This is a genomic window from Streptomyces sp. NPDC012769 (assembly GCF_042901205.1).
Classification (GTDB): domain Bacteria; phylum Actinomycetota; class Actinomycetes; order Streptomycetales; family Streptomycetaceae; genus Streptomyces.
Genome location: NZ_JBIBCP010000003.1, coordinates 148,580 through 165,568, shown reverse-complemented (window position 1 = coordinate 165,568; position 16,989 = coordinate 148,580). Strand labels below are relative to the sequence as shown.

20 protein-coding genes are annotated in these 16,989 nt (G+C 72.9%); 10 read left to right on the top strand and 10 right to left on the bottom strand.

What is annotated here, in order from left to right; translation table 11 throughout:
* Positions 1-3 precede the first annotated feature (3 nt).
* Positions 4-1,260: an acyl-CoA dehydrogenase family protein gene (locus ACFY7C_RS16135; protein ID WP_389649968.1), complete on the bottom strand. Its 1,257-nt coding sequence runs from the start codon at positions 1,258-1,260 to the stop codon at positions 4-6.
* Between the two features lie 173 nt (positions 1,261-1,433).
* Here ACFY7C_RS16135 and ACFY7C_RS16130 point away from each other — a divergent pair, with 173 nt between their 5' ends.
* Entirely contained in the window at positions 1,434-2,084 is a 651-nt protein-coding gene (locus ACFY7C_RS16130) for a TetR family transcriptional regulator (RefSeq protein WP_389649966.1), read from the top strand.
* A gap of 75 nt (positions 2,085-2,159) precedes the next feature.
* Here the strand turns inward: ACFY7C_RS16130 and def are convergent, their stop codons facing one another.
* Positions 2,160-2,720: a peptide deformylase gene (gene def, locus ACFY7C_RS16125; protein ID WP_389649963.1), complete on the bottom strand. Its 561-nt coding sequence runs from the start codon at positions 2,718-2,720 to the stop codon at positions 2,160-2,162.
* 114 nt (positions 2,721-2,834) lie between these two features.
* Between def and ACFY7C_RS16120 the strand changes: the two genes are divergently transcribed.
* The 5 genes from ACFY7C_RS16120 (at position 2,835) to ACFY7C_RS16100 (ending at position 7,417) form a co-directional block, all read left to right on the top strand.
* Positions 2,835-4,076 (top strand): MurT ligase domain-containing protein, encoded by a 1,242-nt coding sequence (locus ACFY7C_RS16120; RefSeq protein ID WP_389649961.1) that lies wholly within the window; start codon positions 2,835-2,837, stop codon positions 4,074-4,076.
* A gap of 31 nt (positions 4,077-4,107) precedes the next feature.
* Entirely contained in the window at positions 4,108-4,836 is a 729-nt protein-coding gene (locus ACFY7C_RS16115) for a glutamine amidotransferase (RefSeq protein ID WP_352075341.1), read from the top strand.
* A gap of 188 nt (positions 4,837-5,024) precedes the next feature.
* On the top strand, positions 5,025-6,053 hold the full coding sequence (locus ACFY7C_RS16110) for a 6-phosphofructokinase (RefSeq protein WP_389649957.1): 1,029 nt from the start codon (positions 5,025-5,027) through the stop codon (positions 6,051-6,053).
* A 102-nt stretch (positions 6,054-6,155) separates the two neighbouring features.
* Positions 6,156-7,109: a cytochrome c oxidase assembly protein gene (locus ACFY7C_RS16105; protein WP_389649954.1), complete on the top strand. Its 954-nt coding sequence runs from the start codon at positions 6,156-6,158 to the stop codon at positions 7,107-7,109.
* A gap of 98 nt (positions 7,110-7,207) precedes the next feature.
* A complete protein-coding gene (locus tag ACFY7C_RS16100) occupies positions 7,208-7,417 on the top strand; it encodes a hypothetical protein (RefSeq protein WP_389652804.1) in 210 nt (69 codons plus the stop codon).
* A gap of 3 nt (positions 7,418-7,420) precedes the next feature.
* On the opposite strand, the gene ACFY7C_RS16095 is transcribed toward ACFY7C_RS16100, so the two are convergent.
* Positions 7,421-8,407: a DUF3048 domain-containing protein gene (locus ACFY7C_RS16095; protein WP_389649951.1), complete on the bottom strand. Its 987-nt coding sequence runs from the start codon at positions 8,405-8,407 to the stop codon at positions 7,421-7,423.
* Between the two features lie 95 nt (positions 8,408-8,502).
* Here ACFY7C_RS16095 and ACFY7C_RS16090 point away from each other — a divergent pair, with 95 nt between their 5' ends.
* The 3 genes from ACFY7C_RS16090 to ACFY7C_RS16080 all read left to right on the top strand — a co-directional run bounded on the left by ACFY7C_RS16090 (position 8,503) and on the right by ACFY7C_RS16080 (position 10,527).
* Positions 8,503-9,216, top strand: coding sequence for a lysophospholipid acyltransferase family protein (locus ACFY7C_RS16090; protein ID WP_389649947.1), 714 nt, complete (start codon positions 8,503-8,505; stop codon positions 9,214-9,216).
* Between the two features lie 64 nt (positions 9,217-9,280).
* Positions 9,281-10,312 (top strand): NAD-dependent epimerase/dehydratase family protein, encoded by a 1,032-nt coding sequence (locus tag ACFY7C_RS16085; RefSeq protein ID WP_389649944.1) that lies wholly within the window; start codon positions 9,281-9,283, stop codon positions 10,310-10,312.
* 71 nt (positions 10,313-10,383) lie between these two features.
* Positions 10,384-10,527 (top strand): hypothetical protein, encoded by a 144-nt coding sequence (locus ACFY7C_RS16080; protein WP_389649941.1) that lies wholly within the window; start codon positions 10,384-10,386, stop codon positions 10,525-10,527.
* Here ACFY7C_RS16080 and ACFY7C_RS16075 read toward each other — a convergent pair.
* The 7 genes from ACFY7C_RS16075 to ACFY7C_RS16045 all read right to left on the bottom strand — a co-directional run bounded on the left by ACFY7C_RS16075 (position 10,522) and on the right by ACFY7C_RS16045 (position 15,819).
* A complete protein-coding gene (locus ACFY7C_RS16075) occupies positions 10,522-11,319 on the bottom strand; it encodes an urease accessory protein UreD (RefSeq protein WP_389649938.1) in 798 nt (265 codons plus the stop codon). The two genes, ACFY7C_RS16080 and ACFY7C_RS16075, sit on opposite strands and share 6 nt — an antisense overlap.
* Positions 11,307-11,984 carry an urease accessory protein UreG gene (gene ureG, locus ACFY7C_RS16070; protein ID WP_389649935.1) on the bottom strand — a complete coding sequence of 226 codons (678 nt, stop codon included), beginning with the start codon at positions 11,982-11,984 and terminating at the stop codon, positions 11,307-11,309. Before ureG ends, ACFY7C_RS16075 begins: the two co-directional genes overlap by 13 nt.
* A 26-nt stretch (positions 11,985-12,010) precedes the next feature.
* Entirely contained in the window at positions 12,011-12,673 is a 663-nt protein-coding gene (locus ACFY7C_RS16065; RefSeq protein ID WP_389649932.1) for an urease accessory protein UreF, read from the bottom strand.
* A gap of 9 nt (positions 12,674-12,682) precedes the next feature.
* Positions 12,683-14,404, bottom strand: coding sequence for an urease subunit alpha (locus tag ACFY7C_RS16060; RefSeq protein ID WP_389649929.1), 1,722 nt, complete (start codon positions 14,402-14,404; stop codon positions 12,683-12,685).
* Positions 14,397-14,738, bottom strand: coding sequence for an urease subunit beta (locus tag ACFY7C_RS16055; protein ID WP_389649926.1), 342 nt, complete (start codon positions 14,736-14,738; stop codon positions 14,397-14,399). The genes ACFY7C_RS16060 and ACFY7C_RS16055 overlap by 8 nt, the downstream gene beginning before the upstream one ends.
* A 16-nt stretch (positions 14,739-14,754) precedes the next feature.
* A complete protein-coding gene (locus tag ACFY7C_RS16050; protein ID WP_389649923.1) occupies positions 14,755-15,057 on the bottom strand; it encodes an urease subunit gamma in 303 nt (100 codons plus the stop codon).
* Positions 15,058-15,198: 141 nt separating this feature from the next.
* A complete protein-coding gene (locus tag ACFY7C_RS16045; protein WP_389649920.1) occupies positions 15,199-15,819 on the bottom strand; it encodes a TetR/AcrR family transcriptional regulator in 621 nt (206 codons plus the stop codon).
* A 119-nt stretch (positions 15,820-15,938) separates the two neighbouring features.
* Between ACFY7C_RS16045 and ACFY7C_RS16040 the strand changes: the two genes are divergently transcribed.
* Positions 15,939-16,928 carry an ABC transporter permease gene (locus ACFY7C_RS16040; RefSeq protein WP_389649917.1) on the top strand — a complete coding sequence of 330 codons (990 nt, stop codon included), beginning with the start codon at positions 15,939-15,941 and terminating at the stop codon, positions 16,926-16,928.
* Positions 16,929-16,989: the final 61 nt, after the last annotated feature.

The following is a 16,989-nucleotide window of genomic DNA, read 5'->3' as shown; positions in this document are numbered from 1 at the left end:
CGGTCAGCGGATCGGCATGCCGGAGAGGGTGCGGGCGATGACCAGGCGCTGGATCTCGCTGGTGCCCTCGAAGATCGTGTAGATGGCGGCATCGCGGTGCATGCGCTCGACGGGGTATTCACGGGTGTAGCCGTTGCCGCCGAGGATCTGGATGGCCTGGGCGGTGACCTTCTTGGCGACCTCGCTGGCGTACAGCTTGGACATCGAGCCCTCGGCGGAGGTGAAGGGCTTGCCGGCGGTCGCCATCCAGGAGGCGCGCCAGACGAGGAGGCGGGCGGCGTCGATCTGGGTGCGCATGTCGGCCAGCTGGAAGGCGACGCCCTGGTTGTCGATGATCGGGCGGCCGAACTGCTCGCGGGTCTTCGCGTAGTCGAGGGCGACCTCGTAGGCGGCGCGGGCGGTGCCGACGGCCATGGCGCCGACGGCGGGGCGGGAGGCCTCGAAGGTGGCCATGGCGGCGTTCTTGACCCTCCCCCAGCCTTCGGCCGGGGGGACCCCCATGCCGCCGGCCGCCTTGGCGCGTTCCCGGGCGCGGGCCAGGCGCTCGTCCAGCTTCTGCTTGCCGCCGAGCAGGCAGTGTCCGGGGACGCGGACGTCCTCCAGGACGACCTCGGCGGTGTGGGAGGCGCGGATGCCGTGCTTCTGGAACTTCTGGCCCTGGGAGAGGCCGGGGGTGTGGGGCGGCACGATGAAGGAGGCGTGGCCCTTGGAGCCGAGCTCGGGGTCGACGACGGCGACGACGACGTGGACGTTGGCGATGCCGCCGTTGGTCGCCCAGGTCTTGGTGCCGTTGATCACCCATTCGTCCTTGGCCTCGTCGTAGACGGCGCGGGTGCGCATGGAGGCCACGTCGGAGCCGGCGTCGGGCTCGGAGGAGCAGAAGGCGGCGACCTTGACGTCGTCGGCGTCGCCGTACATCTGCGGGACCCAGGTGCCGATCTGCTCCTCGGTGCCGTTGGCGAGGACGCCGACGGCGGCGAGACCGGTGCCGACGATGGACAGGGCGATGCCGGCGTCGCCCCAGAAGAGCTCCTCCATGGCCATCGGGATGCCGAGGCCCGTGGGGTCGAAGAACTGCTGGGCGTAGAAGTCCAGGGAATAGATGCCGAGCTTGGCGGCTTCCTGGATGATCGGCCAGGGAGTCTCCTCACGCTCGTCCCATTCGGCGGCCGCGGGGCGCATCACATCGGCGGCGAAGCCGTGGAGCCAGTCGCGCACCTGCTTCTGGTCGTCGTTGAGTTCGAGCGTGAACTCGCCCATGGTCCCTCCCAGCGGTATGTTACTTGCGGTAACAGCAGTCTGTTACCGGTGGGTAGGAGCTGTCAACCAGCATCGGAGCGGTTCCCCCGGGCGGCGGCCGGACGGCACGGGGTGCCGCCCGGGTGTTACGTTGCGACAGCCTCAGGAATTCGTACGGGCGGGGAGACACGCTTATGGACACCACACACCGGACCACCACCGACCAGCACCGGACCGCCGACCAGCGGCGCCGCGAGCTGCTGGAGGCGGCGGACCGCGTGGTGCTCCGCGACGGGCCCAAGGCCTCCATGAACGCGATCGCGGCCGAGGCGGGCATCACCAAGCCGATCCTCTACCGCCACTTCGGCGACAAGGGCGGCCTCTACCGGGCCCTCGCCACCCGCCACACCGACGCGCTGCTCTCGGCGCTGCGGGCCGCGCTCGACGCGCCCTCGGACCGGCGCCGCCGGGTCGAGTCCACCCTCGACACCTATCTGGCCTCCATCGAGGCCATGCCGCAGGTCTACCGCTTCCTCATGCACCCCGCCGAGGAGCCGCACCAGTCCGAGCAGGGCTTCGACGTCGGCCGCCACTCCGCCCCGCTGCTGCGCCGCATGGGCGAGGAGCTCGGCCAGGTCATCGCCGAGCGCATCGACCTCGGCCCGGGCGGCGAGGCGCAGGCCCGGATCTGGGGGCACGGCATCGTCGGCATGATGCACGCCGCGGGCGACTGGTGGCTCGGCGAACGCCCCTGCTCCCGCGCGGAATTGGTGCGCGCCCTGGCCGACGTCCTGTGGGGCCGGCTGGCCCAGGCCCAGGACCGCGCGGACGGGCCCGGTTTCTAGGCCTTCCCGCTCGGCTCCGGCGACCTTCCGGCGGGCCCGGACGCTGTCGCGCGGGCGAGGGCGCGGCCTCGGAGGTCAGCCCTCCAGCACCCCCACGCCGCTCCCCCACGGCTCCTTGCGGATCGCCCGCAGCAGGCGGCGCCGGGCCCAGCCCGTGACGTGGTCCGCGTAGACCCCGCCCGCCAGGTGATCGCACTCGTGCTGGAGGCAGCGGGCGAAGAACCCGGTGCCCTCGACGCGGACCGGGGTGCCGTCCAGCCGGACGCCCTCGACGACCGCGCGGTCGAGGCGCGGGGTCGGCGCCTCCAGGCCCGGCAGGGACAGACAGCCCTCCGGGCCCCGGAACACGTCCCCGTCGGCCTCCACCAGGCGCGGGTTCACCACATGGCCCAGATGCCGGACGTCCTCGTCGTCCGGGCAGTCGTAGACGAAGACCCGCAGCCCCACGCCCACCTGGTTGGCGGCGAGGCCCACGCCGTTCGCCGCGTACATCGTCGCGAACATGTCCTCGACGAGCCGGGCGAGCTCGGGCCCGAAGTCGGTGACGGTCTCGCAGGGGGTGTGCAGCACGGGGTCGCCGAGGAGCGTCATCGCTCGGACGTGGCCGGAACTGCCGGGGATCAGCCGGTTTCGCATGGGCGCAAGGGTACGTTCAGGGGTCAGCCCCCTCGTGGCGCGGTGCCGCGGTTCGGGCTGCTGGCCGGATCTCGATAGGCTGAGCCCGGACCGACGCAAGGAGGAACAAGGACGATGTCAGGCAGCAACTCGGAGCCGCTGTCGCCGCGCGCCAAGCTGGCCGTGACGGCGGGCAAGGCCGCAGCCGCGGTGTCGCGAGCAGCGGGACGCGGCAGCGGATCGGTGATCGGCGGCCGGGTCGCGCTGAAGCTCGACCCCGATCTGCTGGGGCGGCTCGCGCAGCATCTGGACGTCGTGCTCGTGTCGGCGACCAACGGAAAGACCACCACGACCCGCCTGATCGCCGAGGCGTTGCGCGCCAGCGGTCCGGTCGTGTCGAACGCGCTCGGCGCGAACATGCCCGCCGGCATCACCTCCGCCCTGGCCGGCGGATCGGACGCCCGGTACGGCGTCATCGAGGTCGACGAGAAGTACCTCGCCGGCGTCGCCCGGGACACCACGCCCAAGGCGATCGCCCTGCTCAACCTCTCCCGCGACCAGCTCGACCGCGCCGCGGAGACCCGGATGCTGGCCGAGAAGTGGCGCGAGGGCCTCAACGGCACGAAGGCCGTCGTCATCGCCAACGCCGACGACCCGCTGATCGTGTGGGCCGCCTCCTCCTCCCCCAACGTGGTGTGGGTCGCCGTCGGCCAGGAGTGGAAGGACGACGCCTGGTCCTGCCCCGCCTGCGGCGGTGTGCTCCAGCGCCCCGGCGACGACTGGTTCTGCGGCGAGTGCGGCTTCCGGCGCCCCGCGCCCAGCTGGGCGCTGAACGGCGACCACGTGCTCGACCCGCACGGCTCGGCCTGGCCGATCCACCTCCAGCTGCCCGGCCGCGCCAACAAGGCCAACGCCGCCACCTCCGCCGCGGTCGCCGCGGTCTTCGGGGTGCCGCCGCAGGTGGCCCTGGAGCGGATGTACCAGGTGCAGGCGGTCGCGGGCCGCTACGACGTGGTCTCCTTCCAGGGGCGTGATCTGCGACTGCTCCTGGCCAAGAACCCGGCCGGCTGGCTCGAAACGTTTTCCCTGATCGACCAGCCGCCGACCCCGGTGATCCTCTCCGTCAACGCGCGTGGCGCCGACGGCACGGACACCTCCTGGCTGTGGGACGTGGACTACGGCCGGCTGGCCGGCCACCCGATCATGGTCATCGGCGACCGCAAGCTGGACCTGGCGGTCCGCCTGGAGGTCGCGGGCGTGGACTTCCGCGTGTGCGAGACGCTCGACGAGGCCGTGACGGTGGCGCCGCCCGGCCAGATCGAGCTGATCGCCAACTACACCGCCTTCCAGGACGTCCGCCGCCGTGTCGGCAACTGACCCGACTCGACCCCGCAAAAGGACTTGCAGCATGACTGACAGCAGCCTGCGTCTGGTCTGGGTCTACCCGGACCTGCTCAGCACCTACGGCGACCAGGGCAACGTCCTCGTCGTCGAGCGCCGTGCCCGCCAGCGCGGCCTCAGCGTCGAGCGCGTCGACGTGCGCAGCGACCAGCCGGTCCCGACCTCCGGCGACATCTACCTGATCGGCGGCGGCGAGGACCGGCCCCAGCGCCTGGCGGCCGAGCGGCTGCTCCGCGACGGCGGCCTGAGCCGGGCCGCGGCCAACGGCGCGATCATCTTCTCGGTGTGCGCCGGCTATCAGATCCTCGGCCACGAGTTCGTCAACGACGTCGGCGAGCGCCAGGCCGGCCTCGGTCTCCTCGACGTGACCACGGTCCGCGGCGAGGGCGCCCGCTGTGTCGGCGACGTGCTCGGCGACATCGACCCGCAGCTGGGTCTGCCCCAGCTCACCGGCTTCGAGAACCACCAGGGCGTCACCCACCTCGGCCCGACCGCCCGCCCGTTCGCCCGCACCGTGTTCGGCAACGGCAACGGCACCGGCGACGGCACCGAGGGCGCGTACAACGACACCGTCTTCGGCACGTACATGCACGGCCCGGTCATGGCGCGGAACCCGCAGATCGCGGACCTGCTCCTGAAGCTGGCGCTGGACGTGAACGCGCTGCCGCCGACGGACGACCGCTGGTACGAGGCGCTCCGCGCGGAGCGCATCGCGGCGGCGACGCAGCCCGCCTGACGGCCCGTCGCACAGCGCCTCGCACCGCACGTCTGAGCGCGCATACGCACAATGGATTCGTAAGTAAAGACGGTGTCCAATCCGCGGACATCCGGTTCGGCCCCGCCACCCGGCACCGATAGGGTGGCGGGGATCCAGCCGGACGACGTGGTCCGGGAGTCGGCCCACGTTGCAAAGGTTTTTGGGCTATGCGCATTGGTGTGCTCACCTCCGGCGGAGACTGCCCCGGTCTGAACGCCGTCATCCGGTCCGTCGTGCACCGCGCGGTCGTCGACCACGGTGACGAGGTCATCGGCTTCCACGACGGGTGGAAGGGCCTGCTGGAGGCCGACTACCGCAAGCTGGACCTCGACGCGGTGAACGGCATCCTGGCCCGCGGCGGCACCATCCTCGGCTCCTCCCGGGTGCAGCCCGCCCATCTGGTCGACGGCGTCGAGCGGGCCAGGGGCCACGTCGCCGACCTGGGCATCGACGCGATCATCCCGATCGGCGGCGAGGGCACCCTGAAGGCCGCGAACCTGCTCTCCGAGGCGGGTCTGCCGATCGTCGGCGTGCCGAAGACCATCGACAACGACATCGCCTCGACCGATGTCACCTTCGGCTTCGACACCGCCGTCACCGTGGCGACCGAGGCCCTGGACCGGCTGAAGACCACCGCCGAGTCCCACCAGCGGGTGCTGATCGTCGAGGTCATGGGCCGGCACACCGGCTGGATCGCGCTGCACTCCGGCATGGCCGCCGGGGCGCACGCGATCGTGGTGCCCGAGCGTCCCTTCGACATCGACGAGCTGACCTCTCGGGTCGGTGCCCGCTTCGAGGACGGCAAGCGCTTCGCGATCGTCGTGGTCGCCGAGGGCGCGAAGCCCCGCGAGGGCTCCTCCATGGACTTCAAGACCGCCGGCAAGGACATCTACGGCCACGAGCGCTTCACCGGCGTGGCCAACCAGCTCTCCGTCGAGCTGGAGCGCCGCCTCGGCAAGGAGGCCCGCCCGGTGATCCTGGGCCATGTGCAGCGTGGCGGCACCCCGACCGCGTACGACCGCGTTCTCGCGACCCGCTTCGGCTGGCACGCGGTGGAGGCGGCGCACCGCGGCGACTTCGGCATGCTGACGGCGCTGCGCGGCACCGACATCGTGCTGGTCCCGCTGGCGAAGGCCGTGGAGACCCTGAAGACGGTCCCGGAGGACCGCTACGCCGAGGCCGAGAACGTGCTCTGACGACTCCGCTCCGTGACACCCGCCCCCGGTCGCCGCCACGACCGGGGGCGGTTCTAGTCTGGTGCGGACAACAAGCGCGAATCGGGCTCCAGGAGTAGACAGATGGATCACAGCGGGCACGGCATGACCATGGATCTGCCGCCGTTCACGCTGGGGCGGGCCCTGGAGTTCTCCCCCGACCTCTTCTTCCTGACCGGGTGCCTGGCCGCGCTCGCTCTGTACGGGTGGGGCGTGGCCCGGCTGCGGAGGCGCGGGGACGCCTGGCCGGTGAGCCGGACGGTGTTCTTCGTGGTGGGCGTGCTGACCATCGCCCTGGTGATGTGCACGAAGCTCAACGACTACGGCATGGTCATGTTCAGCGTGCACATGGTGCAGCACATGGTGATCTCCATGCTGTCGCCGATCCTGCTGCTGCTCGGTGCGCCGGTGACGCTGGCGCTGCGGGCGCTCCCCGTGGCCGGCCGGGGTTCGACGGGTCCGCGCGAGCTGCTGCTGAAGCTGCTGCACAGCCGGTACATGCGGATCATCACGCACCCGGCGTTCACGATCCCGATGTTCATCGCGAGCCTGTACGGGCTGTACTTCACGCCGCTGTTCGACTTCCTGATGGGGTCGAAGGCGGGCCATGTGGGGATGATGGTCCACTTCCTCATGGTGGGTCTGGTGTTCTTCTGGCCGATCATGGGCGTGGACCCGGGTCCGCACCGGCCGGGCTATGTGATGCGGATGCTGGAGCTGTTCGCGGGCATGCCGTTCCACGCCTTCTTCGGCATCGCGCTGATGATGGCGAGCGAGCCGATGGTGAAGGCCTACGCGAGCCCGCCGGCCTCGCTCGGCATCGACGCGCTGTCCGACCAGCACGCGGCGGGCGGCATCGCCTGGGCGTTCAGCGAGATCCCGTCGGTGCTGGTGCTGATCGCGCTGGTCTACCAGTGGTACCACTCCGAGCAGCGGCAGGCGGTCCGCAAGGACCGGGCCGCGGACCGGGACGGCGACAAGGAGCTGGAGGCGTACAACGCGTACCTCGCCTCGCTCCAGACCCGCGGCGGCCGCTGACCGTCGCCTTTCGCGCCCGGGGGGCGCAAGGAGCGCGGTCCCAGGGGTGGCGCACGCCCCTGTCCCGGGGTCACGATGGCTTCGAGGAGGGCGGAGCGATGATGTCCGGTCCCACGAAGACGATGGGTGTGATCACCTTCGCCGCCCTGGTGCTGATCACCACGTACACAGTGGCGCTCGGCAGCAGCGGCTGGCTCTGGTTCGCCTGGATCGTGCTCGGAGTGGCCACGGTCGGCATGGCGGCGGCGGACAGCGGCGAGACCCGTGCGGGCCCGGTCCGGCGGCATCGCCCCAAACCCCAGCCGTGAGGGTCACCGGCTGCCGGTGAGCAGCACCCACACCTGTCCGGGGGCGAAGTTCAGCGGCGCGCCCGAGGGGGTGGTGAAGGTGGTGCCCGCCTCGGCGCTCGGCCTGCTCCAGCGGGCCTCGTGGACGCGTCCGTCACGCAGCACCTGGGCGGTTCCGGAGCCGGTGGTGACGGTGTACGGGGAGACGGCGCCCGTGAAGTCGTGGAAGCGCGAGGGCTGCACGGTGACGTGTTGCACCACGACGGTGGCCGGTTTCAGCGGACCGTCGGAGCGGCCGTCCATGGTGACGTGCCAGGCGCGCTCGGCGGGTGCCCAGGTGAAGGTGTAGCGGGCGGCGGGGAAGCGGACCGTACGGCTGTTGACCGGGGTGCCGTCCGCCGGCGCGGGGCCGAAGCGGAATCCGATGTCCTTGGCGTGGGTGGCGTCGGGCGCGGTGGCGAGCGCCCGGTCGGGCCGCAGATAGAGGTTGTACGGGGCGCTGCGGCCGGGGTCGCGCACGAAGGCGCGGGGGGTGTCGGCCTCGGTGACCGGGTGCAGCGGGGCGGCCTTGATCAGCGGGGTGAGGGCGCTCTGGGCGCCGGAGTAGGCGAGGACCGGGCGGCCGAACTGGCTCAGCAGGCCGAGGTCGGACTCGCGGGCGCTGCGGACCGGTCCGACCCGGTCGGGCAGCCGGGAGGAGTAGACGGCCATCAGGCGGGTCTGGCCGGACTCGACCTGCTCGACGTAGACGAGGTCGGCGGCGTCGAGGCCGGTGTGCGGCCGGGCGGGCGGCACGTTGTCGATCTTCACGGCGAGGACCGGGCCCGACCGGGCGGGGCGTCCGGTGAGCGGGGAGATCCCCTCGGTCGTGGCGGGCGCGGGTGTAGGGGTCGGCCGCGGCTGGGAGGGGCCCGTATCGGAGCAGCCGTACAGACCGGCGGCCGTCACCGCGCACAGCAGGGCGGCGGTGGCGGCTGCGCCGGGACTCCGGTGCCCGCGCGTGCCTGTCATCAGTCCCGTTCCTCCCCACCAGTGGACCACGGGGACGCCCACGGATACAAAGGGGGCGTGCACGGGCCTTTTCGGGCGACGAACGGGGTTGTTCGGTGTTCTACCACGTCTTGAAGTACGTGCTGCTCGGACCGCTGCTGAGGCTGCTGTTCCGGCCGCGGGTGGAGGGTCTTGAGCATGTTCCCGAGGAGGGCGCGGCGATCGTGGCGGGCAACCATCTGTCGTTCTCCGACCACTTCCTGATGCCGGTGGTGCTGAGCAGGCGGATCACCTTCCTCGCCAAGCAGGAGTACTTCACCGGCCCGGGTCTCAAGGGCCGGCTGACCGCCGCCTTCTTCCGCAGCGCCGGTCAGATCCCGGTGGACCGCTCGGGCAAGGAGGCCGGACGGGCGGCGATCCGGGAGGGTCTCGGGGTGCTCGCCAAGGGTGAGCTGCTCGGGATCTATCCGGAGGGGACGCGGTCGCACGACGGGCGCCTGTACAAGGGGAAGGTGGGGGTCGCGGTGATGGCGCTGACGGCGGGGGTGCCGGTGATCCCGTGCGCGATGGTGGGGACCTTCGAGATCCAGCCGCCCGGCCGGGTCGTCCCGCGGATCCGGCGGGTCACGATCCGCTTCGGCGCGCCGCTGGACTTCTCGCGCTACGCCGGGCTGGAGGGGGAGAAGACGGCGGTGCGCGCGGTGACCGACGAGATCATGTACGAGATCCTGGCGCTGTCCGGGCAGGAGTACGTGGACGAGTACGCGGCGAAGGTGAAGGCGGCCGAATCGGAGGCGGCGCCGCGGAAGTTCCCGCGACGGCGACGCTGAGGGCGAATCCGCGCACGGCGAAAGGTCCTGGGCGGCGCGGCCCCCGGCCCGTAGCGTCACCGTCATGACCAAGGGAAGCGTGTTCGTAATGGGAGCGACGGGACAGGTGGGGCGGGCGGCCGTGAGGGCGCTCGTCGCGGACGGCTGGGAGGTGACCGCCGCCTCGCGCCGGGGCGGCCGGGACGAGCGGTGGCCGGCGGAGGTCCGGTCGGTGGCGGTGGACCGCGACGCGGACGGGGCGCTGTCGGCGGCGCTCGGCGGGGGCACGGACGTCCTGGTGGACATCGTGGCCTATGACGCCGGGCACGGGCGGCAGTTGACGGGGCTCGCGGACCGGATCGGTTCGGCGGTGGTGATCTCCAGCGGGGCGGTGTACGAGGACGACCGGGGGCGGAGCTTCGACACGCAGGGCGAGCCGGACGGCTTTCCGCGCTTTCCGGTGCCGATCCCGGAGGACCTGGCGACGGTCGCACCCGGGCAGCACAGTTACAGCTCCCGGAAGGTCGCCCTGGAACGGGAGCTGCTGGCGGCCGGCGACCGGCTGCCGACGACCTTGCTGCGGGCGGGTGCCATCCACGGCACGTACTGCCCGGGCCCCCGGGAGCTGTGGTTCGTCAAGCGTGCGCTGGACGGACGGCCGGTGCGGATCCTCGCGGAGGGCGGCCGGTCCCGCTTCCACCCGGTGCACGTGGACAACCTCGCCGAGCTGATCCGTCTCGCCGCCGCCAAGCCGGGCAGCCGGGTGCTCAACGGCGGTGATCCGACGGCGCCGACGGTCGCGGAGATCGGTGCGGCGATCGACGCGGTGATGGGGGCGGAGAGCGAGACGGTCCTGGTGGAGGGCGCCGCGCGGGGCACGGTGGGCCTGACGCCGTGGACCGCGGCGCATCCGGTGGTGTACGACATGGCGGCGGCCGAGCGGGAGTTGGGCTACCGGCCGGTGGTGACGTACGAGGAGTCGCTGCCGGCGACGGTGGAGTGGCTGGCCGCGCAGGTGGCGGGGCGGGACTGGCGGGAGGCCTTCCCGGGTCTGGCGAAGTATCAGGTGGACTTCTTCGACTACGCCGCGGAGGACGCCTGGCTGGCGTCGCGGTGACTTCGCGGGAGGGGCCGGCGCCGGGTCCGCCTCCCTTGGGCCCGGGCGAGGAGCTCCCGCCGGTCCCGTCGGTGCTCCCCCGCCCCTTCCCCGTCCCGCTCGACCGGGGCCTCGCCGTCGTCCTGGCCGCCGTGGCCGGGCCCGCCTGGCGCGGCGCCCTGCGACTGCCCGGCTGGAACCGGCGGACGAGTCAGGATTCCCGCGTGCGCTCATGACTCGGGGCGGGTCGCAGGGCTCGGCAGGCTCCACAGGATGCCCTCCAGGGCTTCGTCGAGGAGGCGGCGCAGGGTGAGGGCGTCGGGGGCGACGGCGGTGACGAGGGCGGCGGGGCCGGCGAGCGGGGTGAGCACGGCGTGCTCGCCGAGCAGCCGCGGCTCGGCCGGCCGGTCGGCGAAGCCGGGGTCCACGACGAGCAGTTGCCCGGTGGCGCGGTGGCCGGCGAGGACCGCGGGGCCGTCCCAGCCGGCCGGGGCGGCGGGCCCGTAGCCGAGTTCCTGATCGAGCAGAAGGCGTCCGGCTCGGCGCACGGTGAGCCGGGTGAGGAGGCTGCCGGGCTCCTCGCCGTACCGGCCGAGGATTTGTTCCTCTCGGAGAGAAAGCCGGGCGGTGGCGGCGAGTTCGACGGTGGTGCGCATCCGCAGCTCGGAGCCGCGCGCGGAGACCAGCTGCTCGGGCAGCCAGCGCAGCTCGGCGTCCGCGCCGACGGTCAGCGCGATGTCGTACGTGGCGGGGGCGCCGCCGCGGCCGGGCAGGGCGACGGTCGCGGCGGCGGAGTCGACCAGGAGCCGCGCCCCGTCCCGTACCTCCGCCGCCAGTGAGAGCCGGTCGCCGCCGAGCGGGGCGCTCATCGCGCCGACGACGGTGACGCGGGTGTACGGGCCGGGGGCTCGGGTGCGGCGCAGGGCGAGGGGGCCGTCGCTCTGCAGGACCGGGAGCGAGCCGTCCGGGCCGGCGACGATCCGGGCGGTGGCGGTGAGGGAGCGCGCGGTGAGGCTCATGCGGTCCATGCCGCCAGGCGGCCCTTGACCCAGTCGGCGACCGGCGTCACGCCCTCCTCCGAGCGCAGGGAGGTGAAGGCGACGGGCAGGTCGCCGCGCTGTTCCTTGGCGTCGCGGGCCATCCGCTCGAGGTCGGATCCGACGTAGGGGGCGAGGTCGGTCTTGTTGATCACGAGGAGGTCGGCGGTGGTGACGCCGGGGCCGCCCTTGCGCGGGATGTCGTCGCCCCCGGCGACGTCGATGACGAAGATCTGGGCGTCGACGAGGCCCTTGGAGAAGGTGGCGGTGAGGTTGTCGCCGCCGGACTCGACGAGGACGAGGTCGAGCGGGCCGACCGACTCCTCCAGGTCCTCGACGGCTTCGAGGTTGGCGGAGATGTCGTCGCGGATCGCGGTGTGGGGGCAGGCGCCGGTCTCGACGGCCTGGATGCGCTCGGGCGGCAGGACCGCCTCGCGGAGCAGGAACTCGGCGTCCTCGCGGGTGTAGATGTCGTTGGTGACGACGGCGAGGGAGAGGGTGTCGCGCAGTTCGCGGCAGAGGGCGGCGACGGTGGCGGTCTTGCCGGATCCGACGGGGCCGCCGAGGCCGATGCGCAGGGCGCGGCGGCTGCCGTCGGGCCGGTGGGCGTCGGCGGAGACGGCGGAGGCGTGGCCGTGGTCGTGGTCGAGGTGCATGGCGGCTCCTTGCGGGCTGGGGGGTGCTACGAGGCGAAGAGGCGGACGGGCCAGGTCGCGTGCTGTTCGGCGGTGAGGTCGAGCAGCGGGGCCGAGGCGGCGGGCAGGGCGTCGAGGCCCTGGTGCGCCGCGGCGGTGGCCCGGGCCGCGACCTCGTCCATGGCGGGGGCGAGCCGGGCGAGGACGGCGGTGGCCTGGAAGGGGTCCAGGCCGAGCAGGCGCACGGCGGCGGTCGCGGGGCCGCTGACCGTCTCGTACGCGACGCAGTGGGCGGCGTCCTCGGGGCCGAGTCCGGCGGCCCGGGCGGCGGTGCCGAGGACGACGGGCTGGTGGGCGCCGCGCGGGAACGCGTCGGCGAGCAGGTCGAGTTCGGGGCTCGGCCAGGCGGCGCGGGCGGCCCGCATCAGCTGGCGGCCGAGCCTGCGGGCGGCGGCGCGCAGGGCGGGTGAGGGGGTGCGGGCGTCGGCTGCCTCGTCGAGGGCGTACGGGTCGGCGCCGAGGGCCGCGGCGGCGGCGAGTGAGGCCGTGGTGAGGCCGGTGGTGTGCAGCCGTCCGCGACAGAAGGACTCCAGGTCGGCGGCGTCCTTCAGGCGGCCCGACTTGACGGCGGCTTCGGCGCCGCCCGAGTGGGCGTGCCCGCCGGCGGGGAAGCGGCCGTCGGCGAGCACGAGGAGTGCGGAACGGGTCATCGTGGGCTGTCAGAAGAGGAAGTAGCGCTGGGCCATGGGCAGTTCGGCGGCGGGGGCCGGTTCGACCGGTTCGCCGTCGATGGTCACCGAGAAGGTGTCGGCGTCGACCTCGACCCGGGGCAGGGCGTCGTTCTCCCGCATGTCGGCCTTGGTGATGCGCCGGGTGGAGCCGATGGGGGTGAACTCCTTGTGCAGGCAGAGCCTGCGCGGCAGGTCGTCCTCGATCGCTGCCTGGGAGACGAAGTTGACGGAGCCGGCCGCGGCGGCCCGGCCGAGGGCGCCGAACATCGGCCGGGGCAGGACGGGTTGGGGCGTGGGGATGGAGGCGTTGGCGTCGCCCATCTGCGCGTAGGCGATCTGCCCGCCCTTGAGGACGAGGAGCGGCTTGACGCCGAAGAAGGCCGGCTCCCACAGCACCAGGTCGGCGAGCTTGCCGGGTTCGACGGAGCCGATGAGGTGGTCCATGCCCTGGGCGACGGCCGGGTTGATCGTGTACTTGGCGACGTAGCGCCGGGCCCGGTGGTTGTCGGCGGCGCCGTCGCCGGGCAGGGCGCCGCGCCGCTTCTTCATGACGTGGGCGGTCTGCCAGGTCCGCATGATCACCTCGCCGACGCGCCCCATGGCCTGGGAGTCGGAGGAGATGATCGAGATGGCGCCGAGGTCGTGCAGCACGTCCTCGGCGGCGATCGTGGAGGGGCGGATGCGGGACTCGGCGAAGGCGAGGTCCTCGGGGACGGCCGGGTTGAGGTGGTGGCAGACCATCAGCATGTCGAGGTGTTCCTCGACGGTGTTGACGGTGTGCGGGCGGGTCGGGTTGGTCGAGCTGGGCAGGACGTGCGGCTCGGAGACGACGGTGATGATGTCGGGCGCGTGTCCGCCGCCCGCGCCCTCGGTGTGGTACGCGTGGATGGTGCGGCCGGCGATGGCGGCGAGGGTGTCGCCGACGAAACCGGCCTCGTTGAGCGTGTCGGTGTGGATGGCGAGCTGGGCGCCGGTCTCCTCGCAGACGTCCAGACAGGCGTCGATGACGGCGGGGGTGGCGCCCCAGTCCTCGTGGATCTTGAATCCGAGCGCTCCGCCGCGGAGCTGGGAGCGCATGGCCTCCCGGGACATGGTGTTGCCCTTGCCGAGCAGGCCGATGTTGACGGGGAAGGTGTCCAGGGCCTCGAACATCCGGGCCATGTGCCAGGGGCCGGGGGTGATGGTGGTGGCCTTGGTGCCCTCGGCGGGTCCGGTGCCGCCGCCGACGAGGGTGGTGACGCCGGTGGCGAGGGCCTGCTCGACGACGGTCGGGGAGATGAAGTGGACGTGGGCGTCGACGGCTCCGGCGGTGAGGATCCGGCCGTTGCCGACGATGACCTCGGTCTCGGGGCCGATGACGAGCCCGGGGTGAACGCCGTCCATGGTGTCGGGGTTGCCGGCCTTGCCGAGGGCGGTGATCCGCCCGTCGCGGATGCCGATGTCGGCCTTGACGATGCCCCAGTGGTCGATGACCACCGCCCCGGTGATCACGGTGTCGGGGGCGCCTTCGGCGCGGGTGGTGCGGGACTGGCCCATGGACTCGCGGATGACCTTGCCGCCGCCGAACACGGCCTCGTCGCCCGCGCGGCCGGGGCCGCCGGAGCGGTCCTCCTCGATCTCGACCAGCAGATCGGTGTCGGCGAGCCGGATGCGGTCGCCGGTGGTGGGGCCGAACAGGTCGGCGTAGACGGCGCGGTGCAGCTCAGGCACGGTCGCCTCCGTTCGGGCCGGTGGCGGGGTCGAGGGGGCCGGCGGTCTCGCCGCGCAGGCCGGGCACGATCCGGCGGCCGGCGATCGGCACGAGCTCGACTTCGACGGGGATGCCGGGCTCGAAGCGGACGGCGGTGCCGGCGGCGATGTCCAGCCGCAGGCCGCGGGCGGCGGCGCGGTCGAAGTCGAGGCCGGGGTTGGCCTCGGCGAAGTGGTAGTGGGAGCCGACCTGGACGGGTCGGTCGGCGGCGTTGAGGACGGTGAGGCGGGTGACGGTGCGGCCCTCGTTGAGGACGACGGGACCGTCACCGTAAAGGATCTCTCCGGGGATCATGGGTGCCGGCCCGCCTTCACACGATCGGGTCATGGACGGTGACGAGCTTGGTCCCGTCGGGGAAGGTCGCCTCCACCTGGACGTCGTGGATCATCTCGGGGATGCCGTCCATGACCTCGTCGCGGCTGAGCACCTTGCGGCCGGATGCCATGAGTTCGGCGACGGTGCGGCCGTCCCTGGCGCCCTCCAGGACGTGCGAGGTGATGAGGGCGACGGCCTCGGGGTGGTTGAGCCTCACCCCGCGCGCCCTGCGCTTCTCCGCCACGTCCGCCGCGACATGAATGAGCAGGCGTTCCTGCTCGTGGGGGCTGAGTCGCACGCTTCCACCTCACTGTCGTCCACCGGGGATCACATCTCCCGGACAGCAGCGGACCTTAGCGATCTTCAACGCTGCGTTGAGCCACGCGGAGGGGCTGCCGAGCCAGACATTGCACGTTAGGGCGGAAGTTTTTCCGGCTCGTTAACTGGGGCTTTGCGTCCGCATGGACATGAGCCCGCGGACCCCCTCCTCCAGGATCTCGACGCTCAGGTCACCGAAGAGCGCCTGCTGGGCGATGCAGCCCTGGGCGATCGCGATGAGGATCCTGACCATGTGGTCGGCGGAGACGCCGGCCGGCAGCAGCCCGTTCTCCTGGTAGGCGGTGACGAGGCCGGCCCAGATCTCCCGCATGCCGCGGAAACCGGCCTCCAGGGTCGCGGCGAGCTGTTCGTCGCGCAGCGTCTCGCTCCACACCTGGAGGATCAGCCGCGGGAAGGCCTGCCGGTCGGCGCCCGGGATCCGCTCCTCCAGGAAGAGGCGGAGCACCGCGCCCAGGAGCACGTCGGGGGTGGGCGGCGGGGTGGCCCGGGACGCCTCCACGAAGGCACCGCGGACTCCCGCGAAGGCCTCCTCCGCGATGGCGGCGATCAGTTCGTCCTTGCCGCGGAAATAGCGGTAGACGGCGCCGGCCGAGAGGCCCACCTCGGTGAGGACGTCCTGCATGGAGGTCGCGTGGAAGCCGTTGCGGGCGAAGCAGCGGGCGGCGCCGTCCAGGATCTGGCGGCGGCGGGCGTCGAGGTGTTCCTGCGAGACACGGGCCATGGCGCCCAACGTAAAACGAATATTCATTCTTGACAACCGAGACCCTCCGCAGGACAGTGGGCCCAGATGCAAAACGAACGATCCTTCTCTTTACCCCTCTCCCGAATCGAGCTGGAGTCATGCCCGCCACAGCCACCCGCAAGACCCTCGCGGTGATGCTGCTCATCCCCGCCGTCGTCGCCTTCGCCCTCTGGGCCTTCGCCTGGCCGGCCGCCAGGACCGCACCGCGCGACCTGCCGATCGGACTCGCCGGGCCCGCCACCGCCACCGCGCCCCTGGAGCAGCGGCTCGCCGCCCGCGGGGAGGCCTTCGACGTGCACCGTTACGCGGACGAGGCCGCCGCCCGCGCCGCGATCGAGGACCGGACGGTGTACGGCGCGATCGTCGTCACGCCGCGGGGACCCGAGCTCCTGACCGCCTCCGCCGCGAGCCCGGTCGTCGCCGGACTGCTGCGCGAGGCCGTCGCCGGGCAACTGCCGGCCGGTACCGCGCTCGCGGTCACCGATGTCGTGCCCGCCTCCGCCGCCGATCCGCGCGGCGCCGTCCTCGCGGCCGGACTGCTGCCGCTCGGCATGGCCGGAGCCGCCTCCGGCATCGTCGCCACCATGCTCGGGCTGCGCGGCGCCCGGGTCGCCGTGGCCCTCACGGGCGCCGCCGCCCTCGCGGGCCTGACCGGCGCCGCCCTCGCGGACAGCTGGCTCGGCGCGTTCACCGGTTCCTGGTGGGCGGAGGCGGGCGTGCTCGCCCTGACCGTGCTGGCCGTCGGCGCGACGCTCGCGGGGCTCGCCGCACTGATCGGCAGGCCCGGCCTCGGCCTCGGAGCCGTCCTGATGATCCTGCTCGGCAACCCGTTCTCCGGGGTCGCCGGCGCGCCCGAACTGCTGCCCGCCCCGGCCGGCACGCTCGGCCAACTGCTCCCGCCGGGCGCGGGCGGCACGGCCCTGCGCTCGGTCGCGTACTTCGACGGGGCGGGCGCGGGATCCGCGCTGCTCGTCCTCGCCGTGTGGGCCGCGGCCGGACTGACCGCCGTCCTGGTCGGCGCGCGGCGCGCGGCGGGCCGGACCGCGACGGAGACCGCACCGGCTGCGGTACCGCAGCCGGTCGCCTGAGCCCCGCCTCGCCGGTCCACACCAAAGGCGTGTGCCTCCGTCCCGCCGGGCGGAGGCACAC

Excerpts from the sequence above, each read along its gene's own strand:
- ACFY7C_RS16135 (WP_389649968.1), bottom strand. The coding sequence starts at position 1,260 with ATGGGCGAGTTCACGCTCGAACTCAACGACGACCAGAAGCAGGTGCGC.
- ACFY7C_RS16130 (WP_389649966.1), top strand. The coding sequence starts at position 1,434 with ATGGACACCACACACCGGACCACCACCGACCAGCACCGGACCGCCGAC.
- def (WP_389649963.1), bottom strand. The coding sequence starts at position 2,720 with ATGCGAAACCGGCTGATCCCCGGCAGTTCCGGCCACGTCCGAGCGATG.
- ACFY7C_RS16120 (WP_389649961.1), top strand. The coding sequence starts at position 2,835 with ATGTCAGGCAGCAACTCGGAGCCGCTGTCGCCGCGCGCCAAGCTGGCC.
- ACFY7C_RS16115 (WP_352075341.1), top strand. The coding sequence starts at position 4,108 with ATGACTGACAGCAGCCTGCGTCTGGTCTGGGTCTACCCGGACCTGCTC.
- ACFY7C_RS16110 (WP_389649957.1), top strand. The coding sequence starts at position 5,025 with ATGCGCATTGGTGTGCTCACCTCCGGCGGAGACTGCCCCGGTCTGAAC.
- ACFY7C_RS16105 (WP_389649954.1), top strand. The coding sequence starts at position 6,156 with ATGGATCACAGCGGGCACGGCATGACCATGGATCTGCCGCCGTTCACG.
- ACFY7C_RS16100 (WP_389652804.1), top strand. The coding sequence starts at position 7,208 with ATGATGTCCGGTCCCACGAAGACGATGGGTGTGATCACCTTCGCCGCC.
- ACFY7C_RS16095 (WP_389649951.1), bottom strand. The coding sequence starts at position 8,407 with ATGACAGGCACGCGCGGGCACCGGAGTCCCGGCGCAGCCGCCACCGCC.
- ACFY7C_RS16085 (WP_389649944.1), top strand. The coding sequence starts at position 9,281 with ATGACCAAGGGAAGCGTGTTCGTAATGGGAGCGACGGGACAGGTGGGG.
- ACFY7C_RS16075 (WP_389649938.1), bottom strand. The coding sequence starts at position 11,319 with ATGGACCGCATGAGCCTCACCGCGCGCTCCCTCACCGCCACCGCCCGG.
- ureG (WP_389649935.1), bottom strand. The coding sequence starts at position 11,984 with ATGCACCTCGACCACGACCACGGCCACGCCTCCGCCGTCTCCGCCGAC.
- ACFY7C_RS16065 (WP_389649932.1), bottom strand. The coding sequence starts at position 12,673 with ATGACCCGTTCCGCACTCCTCGTGCTCGCCGACGGCCGCTTCCCCGCC.
- ACFY7C_RS16055 (WP_389649926.1), bottom strand. The coding sequence starts at position 14,738 with ATGATCCCCGGAGAGATCCTTTACGGTGACGGTCCCGTCGTCCTCAAC.
- ACFY7C_RS16045 (WP_389649920.1), bottom strand. The coding sequence starts at position 15,819 with ATGGCCCGTGTCTCGCAGGAACACCTCGACGCCCGCCGCCGCCAGATC.
- ACFY7C_RS16040 (WP_389649917.1), top strand. The coding sequence starts at position 15,939 with ATGCCCGCCACAGCCACCCGCAAGACCCTCGCGGTGATGCTGCTCATC.